Raw genomic sequence first — 13641 nt, 5'->3', positions numbered from 1 at the left:
CCTTAGGATCAGAATCCTAAGGCATTTGTTTATTTCATTTATACCAAAGCTGGTGTTTTTTCTTTTATCTTCGCTGCAACGTTTTGAGCGATCCATACGCCACATGCACTTGCTTGGGCTAGACCACGCGTGATCCCAGCACCATCTCCACCAACATAAAGTCCGTGGATCTCTGATTCAAACTTGTCATCGAGCTTAGGACGTGCAGAATAAAATTTAGCTTCTACACCATAAAATAATGTGTGTTCTGATGCGATACCTGGTGTTACTTTATCCAAAGCCTCAGTCATCTCAATCAAACTTTTCATTGTGTTATATGGAAGCACAAGTCCTAAGTCACCAGGAACTGCTTCTTTTAAAGTGGGACGAAGGAAGCCTTCTTTAATACGCTTATCCGTAGAGCGACGTCCTTTTAAGATATCACCATATTTCTGAACGACAAGTCCACCCATTGAAAGCTGGTTGGCAAGTCTTGAAACCTCATGAGCATATTCAGTAGGCTGATCGAATGGTTCAGCAAATTGATGAGACACAAGCAGCGCAAAGTTTGTGTTCTCGCTGCCTAGCTTAGGATCTTTATAGGCGTGTCCGTTCGCAAGCATGATGCCAGAATGATTCTCTACGACGACGTGTCCGGAAGGATTGGAACAAAACGTTCTTACTTTTGTGCCGACAGATGTATTAAAAACAAATTTTCCTTCGTAAAGGTGTTTGTTGATCTCTTCCATCACCAAGTTGGAAGTTTCAACACGAACGCCAATATCCACTTGATTAGCTGTCATTTTAATACGGCGTTTCTTAAGGATTTTCGTTAGCCAAGTTGAACCATCGCGGCCAGGAACAATAACAACTTTCTCAGAAGTCAGAGAAGTTCCGTCTTTTAGAAGGATCCCTTTGGCTACATAACCTTCAGCCGTTCGTTCTGTAATGAGATCTTCAACCTCAGCTTTATATTTCATCTCAATGCGCGTTTTTAAATATTCATAGATGCTTTTTAGTATTTCAAGGTTTTGCTCTGTACCAAGGTGACGAACTTGAGCTCGTAACAGCTTTAACCCAGCTGCATAACCGCGCTTTTCGATATCCTTAACTTCTGGTGTCAGTGGATCAGTAATTGAATCTGTAGCACCATGCTCCAAGTTGATCGCATCTACATATTTAATAAGTTCAACCACTTGTTCTTCAGAAAGATAATCAGTCATCCATCCTCCGAATTCACTCGTAATATTGAACTTTCCATCCGAATAAGCTCCTGCTCCGCCAAAACCATTTGTGATCGAACAAGCTGGTAAACAACCGGCAAATTCTTTTCTGCCTGCTGCAGGCGGACATTTTTGAATTTTCTTCTCTAAAATCGGACACGAACGTGCATAGATATCATGTCCTTTATCTATTAACAAAATCTTTGCATCTGGAAGCTGTCTAATTAGTTCATAGCTCGTGAAGATTCCTGCAGGACCTGCGCCAACAACAATTACATCATAATGGGTATTCATAATAATCCCCCTTGAAATACTTGGTAGTTTTTCTTGAATTGTTTTTCCCCTTGGTAAATATAACAATTATTAAGGTGGATTTCAACTAAAATACGAACAATTAACTAAAAAAATATTTTTTTATTCGTGTTTTGGATTAGAAAGGTGATTGTTATGAGGATTGACAGTAAATCAGGTAATAAGATTACAATGTAAAACAGGTAAGAGTAACCGATTTTCAAATTTTCTAAAGGTTGTTGCTTTAATATCTTCTGTCTACCTCTTTGACTGTTGATTGGAGTGGAAGGTGCGTGCCTACTAAATGAGATACTTCTTGCAAGGCATGCGACGAGGAAGCTTACTACGAAGCATCACTTGTAGACGCAGGAGCAAGGAACTTCTTAAGGCGGGCAGTTTGAAAAGTGGAAGTGGCTCGTTCAGCCCCGACAAGCAAAAGTTGAATGGGCTATGAAGGCGCAATTTGCTCATCAAGACCGTTTAACTTTTGACCTCGAGGGGCTAGCACTGCAACTAGACAGGTGAGACACTTATACGTGAAACGTACGAATGTGGCTCACCGCCTGCCCCGCGGAAAGCGAGCAGCCTGGAACAGAAATCAACACACCAAAAAGCAACAAAGTTTATGAAAACAGCCCCAAAAAAACCTAAAGAAAAAGCTTCTTCAGGTTTTAGAATCTGATCTTCATGATCTTCCAGCCGTCTGTCATCGATTTTCGTTCCATTAAAAAGGTAAAGGTATCTGTTTGTAATCCGTTATCATCGTACTTTTTTACTCTAGCTCTTATTTCAGTTCGAACAACAGGAGGATACCTGGAGCTTGGAGATCTGATCTCATACTTCATGCTTGTGATTCCTTTGAACAGCTCTGTAATAGTTGAGTCTTCAAGCAGAGCCTTGTTTAGGACAGGCATAGCTAATTTGATGTCTTGCTGTTTCATTCCGACTAAAAACATCGAAACGGCTTGTTTCGCGCTTGCTCCAGCTGCATATTTGGTAAGTTGTCCTCCAGCTTTTAAGATCATAAATTGATGTGAAGGATCAATATTGCGTGAACGATGTGTTGAACTGCCTAAAAAATGTATGCAAAAATGGCCAGGAAATCCGTTTTCTAATGCACCTGCTCCATGAGGCATTCCGTGCATGCTGCCTGCAAGCATTCTCCCGTTTACGGGGATTAGTATAGCTCGTCGGTTCCAGCTCCATTTATCGTTATACAGATGCTTTAAAACAGCTGTATCGTCACGAGTCAACGGCTGTACATCAGCATGTTTGTTGCCAGCTCTTCTTTGTACTTGAAAATAAAAGCCTGTCTCTAGATCAACAACTTTAAAAGTAGCACCTTTTGGAAGGAGTTTGTTCACTTTCTCCCACTCCAAAACTTCCCCTTTTTTTACGATTGGGAAATAAGTTAGGGGTTCTTTTGCTTCAGAGGTGAGGGGAAAGAAGAAGCTTAGAAAAGCTGTTAATAGAACTCCAATCCTGATCTTATTCCACATAGTCAGTCCTCAATTCCGTATGTTTTTCTCTTCCTTAATATGGATTGTTTTTCCCTTTTTATCCTCCAAAAATAATGAAGTGAATAAAAAGGATGAGATGGTTCGTCTAACAAGGAAAGGGGGGAGCTTTATGAAGATTATTAAAAAATTGTTCATGCAGCTGTTTCTAATTAAAAGAAAGGATTACTTGTTTCAAATGTAGCTTCACTAGGAGTTGAAGAACGGTTTAAATGGTGCCGATCGTGTGTTTGAATTTATAGAGGGAGGAAAGTTATTAGGTGCGAGCAGGTGGCGTATTTTCACAAAACATGTTATCCCTCACATGCTGCCTAAACTTGTAATTGTAAGGTGTCAACATTGTGTTCAAGTACTGATTATTTTTACTCATCTTGGCTATTTTAAACTGTTCTTCGGAGGGACAGATATAGATTGTTCGGGATCGCCATCTACGCCTTTCAGTTAATAGGTGAAGGTTTTCAACATCACCTGCAAACAAGACATTATAAAAAGACGAACCGTAATCGCGTGCTGGAAAAACAAATTCTTGTGAATAAAACGAAATCATCTTTTGATTCGTGCATAAGAGAAGCGCTTAAAAAAACACCACTTTTCTCTTCTCACCATACTATGTAATATCCTGTGCAGACAGGGGGGAGAGAAATGATTTTTGTTAATGGGTATCCGGTAAAAACGGCTCAAATCTCTGGTTTTAATTCACTTACATCCACACAGAAACAAATAGGCGAAAAGCTTGAAAAATCCAGAGAATCGTTTTATTACACAAGTCCACATCAATTTTTATTTGAAGTGGTCATGCGTACAAATATTGTAGCAGCTGCAAACGCTATGCGTGACAGTGGAGCAGGGTTCGCGACGTTCGTAAATTCGCGCTGCAATCCGCAATATTGGAGAAGAACAGCTTATGGCGGTTTTTTGCTTCGATCCGATGCCCGTCCTTCTGACGCCATCTCAGATATTTTTATCAATGGAAAACAGTACGGGTTCGAATGTACTACAGCTATAATGATCATGATGTACAAAGCGATTCTTGAAACAATTGGAACGGGTATGTTTGATCAATTGTTTAACGGATTGCTTCTCTACAGTACGGAACATGATGAAGATCTACAGATTATCGCTGTACCATCTGGGGATTCATTGCCGGGAGATGTGAGATATGTTAAAAATCCAGAACATCATCCGAATACGCCGCAATGGCAAGGTGAAAATTTAATCGATCTTGGAAACGGACAATTTTTTGGTCACGGCATCGGAACGGGAACAATTGGAGAGGTTATCGATGTGCTTAACCAAAAAAGAATGCCAGGTGCAACGGTTTCGGCTTTTTTAACAGCGGAAATCATAAGGCCAAACTATCGCCTCATGTCGGAATACACACGTCATCCAATTCGAAGACTGCTTGGTGGAGTTATATAGGTCGCCCCCTAAGCAACAACTTTTAGGATTGAGACATACAAAAAGACGCAGAGAACTGTCATCTCTGCGTCTTTTGTATTTTATCTATTGATTATTGAAGATATGGTCTTGGATCGACTGCATTTGATTTTGAGCCGTTCCATGGGCCTTTATGCAATTCAAAGTGCAAATGCTGTCCTCTAGATGCCCCTGTATTACCTTGGTAGCCTAAGAATGTCCCTTGTGAGACAGATTGACCTTGACTAACTGCAGGCGTAGATCTCATGTGAGCATATAGTGTTGTGTACAGCTGCCCGTTAATGAAGTGCGTAATATAAACAACGTTACCATATGAGCTTGAATAGTAAGCTCTCGTAACTGTTCCTGATGCTGCTGCTACGATTGGAACAGTACTTCCGCCTTGAGCGATATCCATTCCATAGTGCATGCCTGCGCTTCTGTTACCAAAACCAGAAGTGATGAATCCCTGTGAAGGCATGATAAAGTCACGACTCACTGGGGCTGGAGCAGGTGTTGGTGCAGGTGGTGGTGGTGGTGGTGTTGGTGCAGGTGAAGAACTAGAGCCGCCTCCAGAGTTGGATTGTTTCTTCTCTCTAGCCGCTGCTTCAGCACGAGCTTTTTCCGCCGCCGCCGCAGCTGCAGCTCTTGCTTCAGCTTCTCTCTTCTTACGTTCAGCTTCTTCACGTTTCGCGCGTTCTATTTCAGCTTTAATCGCTGCTTCTTGTGCGGAAAGAAGTTCGTTCGTCTCATCCAACTGCATAATATGATCATGTAGATGGTCTTCTTCCGTCTCTAGTTGGGCAAGAAGCGCATTCTTTTGTTTTTTCTGGTCCGTTAGCTTTTGATTTAATCCTTCTAGAGCCGTTAAATCTTCATTTAGAGACAAGAGTTCACTCTCAACTTGTCCTTTTTTCATTTCAACAGACTCTTTATCTTGTTTGTGTTCTTCTAAGATGGCTTTATCTTGTTCAGCAATCACGTTTAGTGCAAACACGCGATCAAGGAAGTCACCGAAATCTTTTGAACCTAATACCACATCTAAATAATTTACCGCACCGCCGCTTTCGTACATGGAAGTTACGCGTTCTTTAAGAAGTGCATCACGTTCTTTGATTCTCTTTTTAAGAACATCAATTTCTCTTTTTAGTTTTTCGATAGAAGCTTTTGTTCCTTGAATGGATTCTTTTTTGTTTCCGATATCTTCAAGAGTCTTGTCGATCGAACTCTCTAATTTTTCAATCTGATTCAATGTATGATCTTGCTGATTTTGATTCTTCTTTAATTCACCCTGCTTTTCTGTTTGCTCAGAGCGATTTTTTTCTTTTTTCTCTTTTATAGATGACAGAGTTTCTGCCGATACGGTATATGTACTAAATACTAGACTGAGAGACAGTGTAGCCATAACTAGCTTACGTTTCAAGATGGGTACTCCTCCTTGTAAGTGCAAATGTTGCCAATTTCTTTTCTGAAGTGATTATACCATTGATTAATCATCAGTTATTGCGAAATAATATTACATTTATATTTCAAAATATTACAGATTGAAACATAATTCGACGGAAACTCTGTAGAGATTTGTCTGTATTAGGAAATAAAAAGGTTAAATCAGCGTAGTAATCGAAAAAGGAAGTAGGTATATAGAATGGGATTTCATTACAAAAAAATATTTGCCACATTAGTTTAATAGATTAAGATTCTATAACTTAAGGTTTGGTTTTTTTCTATCTCACATAACGATGAATAAAAAAATCATATTCAATCGTCTAAAGGATAGGTTGTTGGTAAAGGAGGGGATGCACTTGAAGTTTAATCGGGAATTCCATAACGAAGGCATAGATTCACGCTTCCTTACTCAGGAAGAATGGGTCGTACAGATTATGGATATATACCAAGACAAGGTGATAAGACTAGCATACACCTATGTTAAGGATCGAAAATTGGCTGAAGATTTAGCACAAGAAGTATTTGTGAAGTGTTACATACATAAAGACAATTTTAGAAATGATTCATCAGTCAAAACGTGGGTATACGCCATCACTGTAAACTTGTGTAAAGATTACTTAAGAAGCGGTTGGAAGAAATACATTCATGTGATAGACCGGTTTGGAAAGTCGAGAGCATCCTCTGTTCTAACGCCAGAACTTTCAATCGTCCAGAAAAGTGAACATGAAGCCTTAGCAGATCAAGTATTAAAACTGCCTCTTAAATATCGGGAAGTGATTCTTCTTTTCTATTATAAAGAACTAACCGTGTGCGAAATCAGCCAAATCTTAAACAAAAAAGAAGCAACGATCAGAACATTACTTCAGCGGGGTAGAGAAATATTGCGACGAAAACTGGAGAAGAGTAGGTGAGATCATGGAAGATCCTTTCAAGCAGCTGCCTGAAATTATGAACAACGGCCGTATGAGAACAATAACGTTCAAAGAAGAACATAGACAGAAAGTCCTTCAGAGAACAAGAAATCTTCACAAGCCACCTGCTCCAAAAAGCATATGGTATCACTGGTTTCATCAAAGTTTAAGTCTAGCTCTTGGAGTAGCGTTCATCTTTATTTTTATACAATTTGCCGAAAGCATGCCTTTTCCACTCAAAGAACAAAAAGAAGCTCAATCAATAGCTAAAATCCCTTATGTTAATCAAGCGATCTTAACAAAAGCGAGACATGATATGCGAAACCATCACAAGATTTCAGGTGTTGTGGCTGATCAAAAGAAAGATATCCTTACCGTTTTTATTACGTTTCCAAAGAATCTATCACAAGAGAAACAAATATTTCTTACCGAATCGTATTTAAAAGAAGTATCACACCTTACCTTAAATGAACCATACGAAGTGCAAAAGAATTTGGGAGAGCTATGGAACTATGTTAATGTAAAAGTCTATACAACAAAAGAATCTGAAGACGAGATGTTGAGACAACTGATGCATGTTGAGCAGAACTTCGAGTGGAAAGGTTCAATCAATAAAAACGACGGAATATTGAAATGGGAACGCATACTTGGATATTATAATTAATCTACATGTTAAAAGGTTTTCATTACAACAGCTAGAAAATATATAGGAAACAAGCAAAAGCGGTGAAAAGAATGAAAAAAACACATATTAATTTTTTTACAGAAGTAGGAGCTCAAAAGCCTAATAGTATAAGAAATAAAGAAACACCTTGTCCGTTTTGTCGTATTGATGAGTTAGAGGAAGTTTTGGATAAGCAGGATTCGATCATTCTTGTTAAGAATAAATATACTGTTCTCGATGGTGCCTTTCAAACTGTCTTGATCGAAACAGATGAATGTGAAGGTGAGCTCTCAAACTATTCGAAGAATCATCTATATAAAGTCCTTCGTTTTGGGCTTGAACATTGGAATAACATGTTGAACAGCGGCAAATACACGTCGGTGATGTTCTTTAAGAACCACGGTCCTTTATCGGGCGGAACGATCCGTCATCCTCATATGCAGATCATTGGATTAAACGAAGTAGATTGTCTTCACGATTTTTCTGAGAATCAGTTCAGAGGACTTACTATTCTTGAGGAAGAGGGAGTCAGCTTTACAGTATCGACTGAACCAAGAGTAGGGTTCTATGAACTGAATGTCATATGGGATAAAGAGGCAGAGCTTTCTTTATTCGCGGATTGTATTCAAGCTGGAACTCATTTTTTGCTGAATCATTTTCATAGAAGTTGTACAAGTTACAATCTCTTCTTTTATCAACATAACGAAAAGACATATTGCAAGATCATGCCTCGTTTTGTGACTTCACCTCTATATATGGGGTATGGTGTACAGCAAGTAGCGAACAATATTGAGGGAATTGCACAAAGTATTAAAGACCTTTACTTTAAACCATAAGAAAACCAGATCTTCCTCAGATCTGGTTTTTTGCTTGATCGAATAACGCTTCCATCGCAAAGATGATTAACGGGTGTGTTTCATCCATTACTTTGTTGATCTCAAGCCGCTCTGTCCATTGATGTGCGTCTTTCCCAAGAGGTCCGATATTAATAACCGGAATATCAAGTTCTCTCATATCATCAAACGGAATATGATAGCGAGACCCTAGTAATGGGAAGTTACTTGTGAAAGATGAAAGATCACGAGAATCTCCATGAAACCCAATATAGCTCAAGTCAGATAAGCCACTAAAATAGTGGACATTCACGAGTTCACTGTTGAACGTGTTTTTCGCATGACTGACTACCATATCCGATGTGGCTTTAATCAACGGGTGGTCGCTTGAACACACTGCTGGATAAAAAGGAGGCGTGTAGAACAAGACGATCATCGGGGAGATATCTCTGCAAAGACTTGCTAGCTCAAATACATATTGTATCGTCAGCTCTCTTTCATCCGCATTCGGATTGTTCGTCTGAAGCATGTTTTCTCTGCGATCAAGTTCTTCTTGTCCGTATTTAGTCACGGCGTGTTCATATAGTTCATTAAAAGTAAGTACTTTAATACTTTCTTTTTTCGGCGTGAACGGTATGATTTCAGAGACATTTTTGCTTCTTTCAAAGAGACGGTCTTCTAATCGAAGCGCAGCGCTTTTTGCGCTTTTTATTAACATATCCGTGATATCCGATAGCGATCGATTAAAGAGCATAAGATTAAACAGTGTTACAGCTGCGTGCGGAATCTGGACAGAGTAGTGATCTTTTAAATCTTTTTGAATCAAGTTCGTCGGTACAGGAGTAGCCTCCTCACGAAACTTCTCTACATAATCGACGTTCCATTCTAGTTCTCTCGTAATCTCAGCAGCCATCACATTTCCGTTCATACCTGCTAGTGGTTCACCTACATGTGTCTCCTTACCATAACAAAGAAAACCAGGAAGAATCTTGCCTGTTGATCCTGTATACATGTAGGAAGAAGTATCACCTGGGTATTTTGTGAAGCTTGGTTCTCCGTTCAAACATGTGATGTATTTTATACCATACTCCTCTTGAAGCTGCCGTAAGACACTGACACCCGCAAGCATTCCTTCAGAATGAACTTCTTCATCCGGAACAGAAATCATGAGTACGTTTCCTTTAAAATGACCGGTTGTCGCTTTTTCGATCATCGACATATGAAGAGCGACGCCAGCTTTCATATCCATGATGCCGCGACCAAAGAGCCAATCGCCGCTATTAAGGTCATCTTGAACAAAAGTATGCAGCAGCTCTTTGTTCTCGATGATCTTTTCAGTCAGTTCTTCTGGGCGAAAAGCGAGATGCTTCCATTCACCAAAGTCTTCTACGGAAACAACATCAAAATGGCTCAGCAGAATAATGGTTTCTTTAATCGAAGGATCATTCTGTACAAACGCAGTGATCAGTTTTCGACCATCTGGAAGAGGATGATGGCGAACGTAATCAGGATGCTTCGTGAAATAGTCTAGTGATGAGAGCGTATGGTGCAGATGTTCGGCCATAAATAATTCTCCATCATGATGGGTGATGCTGGGGATCGAAACTAGATCTTTTAATAATTTCTTATATCCCTCTTTTGTTTGCCACTTTAACATATGTGTACCTCCTAGATGTATGTCTTTGTTACCTATACTCTTCTTTCCCTGTAAATCCTTCTTTAAAAAGTTTCTTGGAATGTATTGACAGATAATCGGAGAAAATGGTATATGTGTATTATAACGAGTAGTACACTTAGGACAAAAGGGGTGTCAGCATGATCACTGTAAGGAATCTATCTTATGCATTTAAAATTGGTAAGAAAGAAAAAGAGAATATTGTACCTGTTTTGCATCATGTCGATCTGCAAGTAGCTGAAGGTGAGATCGTAGCGATCGTAGGAAGAAGCGGATCAGGAAAGTCGACTCTATTAAACCTGATTTCTGGTTTTATTAAATCGCAAACAGGAGAGATCACGATTGATGGACAACAGGTAAGCAAATTGTCTGAATCAAAATGGGCTGAATTTCGTTTAGAGCATCTAGGATTTATTTTTCAAAGCTTTCAGTTGATTCCTAGTATGACAGCCTTTGAAAATGTAGAGCTTCCATTAGTATTAAAAGGCGTTAGCGAAAAAGAGAGAAAAGATCAAACGATGAAAATGTTAAAGAAGGTTGGATTAGAGCCGTATCAAAGTCATTATCCGGGAGAGCTCTCAGGAGGTCAGCAGCAGCGCGTTAGTATAGCCCGGGCATTAATCCTGAATCCACCTCTTATCTTAGCGGATGAACCAACAGGTAGTCTTGATTCTGAGAACGAAAAAGAACTATTAAACTTTATAAAAGAATTGAATGAAAAAGATGGTATTACGTTTTTAATCATTACACATGACCATGAAGTAGCTTCGATTGCTCACCGAAAAGTGGAGATCAGAGACGGTTACTTAAGAGAAGGGAGCAAGCTTCATGAAGTTCAAAGATAAACATCGGTTCGTAAGAAGTAATATGAAAAGAAACAAGACTCGTGTATGGATGACAATCCTGGCATCTACGATGGGGTGTGCCTTTTTGATCATGCTCGCCTCTGTAGGCTTTGCGATTCATAAGACTGCAGTAGATGATGTGATGAGTTATCGATTGATGAACGAGATTGAAATACAGAATGAAAACGGTCCTTTGGTTGAGGAAGACGTGAAAAAACTCCAAGATATTAAGAATGTTAAAGCGGTTAGTCGAAAGAAATATGTACCTGCGAGCGAAATGTCCCTAGGGGAATACACAGTATATGCTGAAGTAAACAGCGTAAATATGCCTTCTGAGAGAAAAGCGGGTTTGCAGCTTGAAAAAGGGAGAATGCCTAAGAGTAAAAATGAGGTTATAATCGGACACCATTTTGCTCAAGAATTAAGAAAAGAGATGCCAGAAAACTTTACAGAAGGAATGAGTGACGAAGAAGCACAAAAGAAGATGAAGAAATTTGCTTATGAAGGAGATTTATTAAATAAAACATTAACCTATCATATGAAGGTAGATAATCCAGACATCAAAACAGAAACACAGATAAAAACGGTACAAGTAAAAGTTGTAGGAATCAAAGAGAAACCAAAAAAAGAATGGATGACAGACAGTTCGGTAATGATTACAGACGATCTTCATACTGAAATTATGCCTCTATTAAGTGAAATAGATCCTGAATTTAAGAACAGTGATGATTCTTACACTTCTGTCAAAGTATATACGTCTTCAGCCGAAGATGTAAAAGCAGTGTCCGAAAAGATTAAAGATAAAGGATATCTTACTTATTCTGTTGTTAGCGAACTAAAAGAACTGAACATCTATTTTACATTGTTTAAAGCAGGTTTAATCTTTATCGGTGCTATCGCTGTACTTATTGCTTCTATTGGCATTTTTAATACGATGACGATGGCTGTTACTGAACGCTCCCAAGATATCGGAATCATGAAAGCGATCGGCGCTACACCAAAAACGATCAAGCGCATCTTCCTTTTAGAGAGTGGATACATCGGATTATGGGGAGTGGGCTTAGGAACCATTTTAGCGTATCTCATCAGCTATGGAATCAATTTCGCTCTTCCTATCATCGTAGAACAGTTTATGAACGAAAAGCCACCAGAAGATTTTATTTTATCTTATATCCCGTGGAGTCTGACTGTAATCGCTGTTACGATCTGTATGAGCGTAACTTTACTTTCTGGTTGGCGGCCAGCAGCCAAAGCTACCACCGTTGATGTATTAAAAGCGTTAAGAAGAGATGTATAAAGAAGCATCAGCCGATATTAAGTAATCGGCTGATGTTTTCTTTTAGTATAAGCAATCAAAACAGATTACCTCTTTTTAGAGGATAACTATAAATCACTATCGAAAGGGATATAACAGAGGAGTGAACGAGCATATGAAACAGAACAGCAGAAAACAAATTATTGCCATGGGAGGCGGAGGCTTTTCCATGGAGCCCGAGAATAAAAGATTAGACCGTTATATTTTGAAGCAGAGTACAGCTGATCGACCTCGCATTTGTTTTATTCCTACAGCTAGTGGTGATGCAGATGGATATATCGAACGATTTTATAAAGCTTTTCAATCTGAAGACTGTGAACCTGCACATCTTTCACTCTTTTCACCACCTGAACATTTGGCGAGTTTTGTAGAGCAGCAGGATATTTTTTATGTAGGTGGAGGCAATACAAAAAATCTTCTAGCCCTATGGAGAGAATGGGGTCTAGATGCTCTTTTGAAGAAAGCATATGAAGATGGAAAGATTTTAGCGGGACTCAGCGCGGGATCTCTCTGCTGGTTTGAAGAAGGCGTAACCGATTCTTTCGGTCCACTGGCTAAGCTAGACTGTTTAGGCTTCATCCAAGGAAGTCATTGTCCGCATTATGATGGAGAAACAGAGCGAAGACCTGCTTATCATAAACTTATCGAAAATGGACTGAAAGCGGGATATGCTGCAGATGATGGAGCGGGACTGCATTTTGTGGATGGCGAACTGCATACCGTTGTCAGTTCAAGGGAAAACGCGAAAGCCTATTTGGTAGAGTTTGATGGTGAGAACGTGAACGAGCAGGAGATTGAGACACTTTTTTTAAAATAAAGGTTTAAAGTTCTGATGATTGGGCGGAAAATGTACTATTCGTTAATCATCAGGAGGTAAATCGCTTTGAAAAAAATAGGATTAGTTTTGTTCTATATGATGCTCTTACTCTTACTCGCATCATGTGGTAACAAAGATAAAGAAAACGAGCATAAAAATCATGATATGGAAGAGTCCAAAGCACAATCTCAAGCTGCATCAAGTAAGGTGAAAGGCGGTTCATATATCGTAAACCTTGTTAATGCAAAAGGAGATAAAGCAGGAGAAGCAACGTTAACCCAAACCGGAGATGGAGTAAAGGTGGAAGTGAATGCGACTGGAGTAAAGCCAGGTGAACACGGCATTCATTTTCATGAAACAGCAAAGTGTACACCACCTGACTTCAAGTCTGCAGGAGCACACTTTAATCCTACCGAAAAGAAGCATGGATTTCTGAATCCAAAAGGACCACACGTAGGAGATATTCAAAATGTGAAGGCTGATAAAAGCGGAGTCGTAAAAGACGAAGTTCTATCCAACCTCGTGACACTTTCTGAAGACAGTAAGAACTCTCTTTTTGCTAACGGTGGAACATCACTTGTTATCCATGACAAGGCCGACGACTATAAAACAGATCCATCAGGGAATTCAGGAGACCGTGTGTTGTGTGGGGTTATTAAAAAGTAAGGCTATTATCGTGTTGGTATCTTTTTTGCAAGTACCACTAAAA

13 protein-coding genes are annotated in these 13641 nt (G+C 39.4%); 9 read left to right on the top strand and 4 right to left on the bottom strand.

Going from position 1 to position 13641, the window contains the following annotated elements; translation table 11 throughout:
- Positions 1–38 precede the first annotated feature (38 nt).
- Both ACNJYY_RS17745 and ACNJYY_RS17740 read right to left on the bottom strand, forming a co-directional pair.
- A complete protein-coding gene (locus ACNJYY_RS17745) occupies positions 39–1496 on the bottom strand; it encodes an NAD(P)/FAD-dependent oxidoreductase (protein ID WP_416729464.1) in 1458 nt (485 codons plus the stop codon).
- Positions 1497–2164: 668 nt separating this feature from the next.
- Entirely contained in the window at positions 2165–2992 is an 828-nt protein-coding gene (locus tag ACNJYY_RS17740) for a hypothetical protein (protein ID WP_416729463.1), read from the bottom strand.
- Positions 2993–3236: 244 nt separating this feature from the next.
- On the opposite strand from ACNJYY_RS17740, the gene ACNJYY_RS17735 reads away from it, so the two are divergent.
- Both ACNJYY_RS17735 and ACNJYY_RS17730 read left to right on the top strand, forming a co-directional pair.
- Positions 3237–3455 (top strand): ABC transporter permease subunit, encoded by a 219-nt coding sequence (locus ACNJYY_RS17735; RefSeq protein ID WP_416729462.1) that lies wholly within the window; start codon positions 3237–3239, stop codon positions 3453–3455.
- 197 nt (positions 3456–3652) lie between these two features.
- On the top strand, positions 3653–4429 hold the full coding sequence (locus ACNJYY_RS17730) for a protein-glutamine gamma-glutamyltransferase (protein WP_416729461.1): 777 nt from the start codon (positions 3653–3655) through the stop codon (positions 4427–4429).
- 91 nt (positions 4430–4520) lie between these two features.
- Here the strand turns inward: ACNJYY_RS17730 and ACNJYY_RS17725 are convergent, their stop codons facing one another.
- Positions 4521–5849, bottom strand: coding sequence for a murein hydrolase activator EnvC family protein (locus ACNJYY_RS17725; protein WP_416729460.1), 1329 nt, complete (start codon positions 5847–5849; stop codon positions 4521–4523).
- Between the two features lie 379 nt (positions 5850–6228).
- On the opposite strand from ACNJYY_RS17725, the gene ACNJYY_RS17720 reads away from it, so the two are divergent.
- The 3 genes from ACNJYY_RS17720 to ACNJYY_RS17710 all read left to right on the top strand — a co-directional run bounded on the left by ACNJYY_RS17720 (position 6229) and on the right by ACNJYY_RS17710 (position 8283).
- Positions 6229–6783 carry a sigma-70 family RNA polymerase sigma factor gene (locus ACNJYY_RS17720; RefSeq protein WP_416729459.1) on the top strand — a complete coding sequence of 185 codons (555 nt, stop codon included), beginning with the start codon at positions 6229–6231 and terminating at the stop codon, positions 6781–6783.
- A gap of 4 nt (positions 6784–6787) precedes the next feature.
- Positions 6788–7447: a hypothetical protein gene (locus tag ACNJYY_RS17715; RefSeq protein ID WP_416729458.1), complete on the top strand. Its 660-nt coding sequence runs from the start codon at positions 6788–6790 to the stop codon at positions 7445–7447.
- Between the two features lie 71 nt (positions 7448–7518).
- Positions 7519–8283 carry a DUF4931 domain-containing protein gene (locus ACNJYY_RS17710; RefSeq protein WP_416729457.1) on the top strand — a complete coding sequence of 255 codons (765 nt, stop codon included), beginning with the start codon at positions 7519–7521 and terminating at the stop codon, positions 8281–8283.
- Positions 8284–8299: 16 nt separating this feature from the next.
- On the opposite strand, the gene ACNJYY_RS17705 is transcribed toward ACNJYY_RS17710, so the two are convergent.
- Positions 8300–9937 carry a M20/M25/M40 family metallo-hydrolase gene (locus ACNJYY_RS17705; RefSeq protein WP_416729456.1) on the bottom strand — a complete coding sequence of 546 codons (1638 nt, stop codon included), beginning with the start codon at positions 9935–9937 and terminating at the stop codon, positions 8300–8302.
- 158 nt (positions 9938–10095) lie between these two features.
- On the opposite strand from ACNJYY_RS17705, the gene ACNJYY_RS17700 reads away from it, so the two are divergent.
- The 4 genes from ACNJYY_RS17700 (at position 10096) to ACNJYY_RS17685 (ending at position 13598) form a co-directional block, all read left to right on the top strand.
- On the top strand, positions 10096–10800 hold the full coding sequence (locus ACNJYY_RS17700) for an ABC transporter ATP-binding protein (RefSeq protein ID WP_416729455.1): 705 nt from the start codon (positions 10096–10098) through the stop codon (positions 10798–10800).
- Entirely contained in the window at positions 10784–12097 is a 1314-nt protein-coding gene (locus ACNJYY_RS17695; RefSeq protein ID WP_416729454.1) for an ABC transporter permease, read from the top strand. Before ACNJYY_RS17700 ends, ACNJYY_RS17695 begins: the two co-directional genes overlap by 17 nt.
- Before the next feature lie 133 nt (positions 12098–12230).
- Positions 12231–12932 (top strand): Type 1 glutamine amidotransferase-like domain-containing protein, encoded by a 702-nt coding sequence (locus ACNJYY_RS17690; protein WP_416729453.1) that lies wholly within the window; start codon positions 12231–12233, stop codon positions 12930–12932.
- A gap of 66 nt (positions 12933–12998) precedes the next feature.
- Positions 12999–13598, top strand: a complete 600-nt coding sequence (locus tag ACNJYY_RS17685) for a superoxide dismutase family protein (RefSeq protein ID WP_416729452.1) — start codon at positions 12999–13001, stop codon at positions 13596–13598.
- Positions 13599–13641 lie beyond the last annotated feature (43 nt).

It is taken from the genome of Fictibacillus tiangongensis (assembly GCF_048083785.1).
Taxonomy (GTDB): Bacteria; Bacillota; Bacilli; order Bacillales; family Fictibacillaceae; genus Fictibacillus.
The sequence above is the reverse complement of the archived record's forward strand: the minus strand, read 5'-3'. Positions and strand labels throughout refer to the sequence as shown.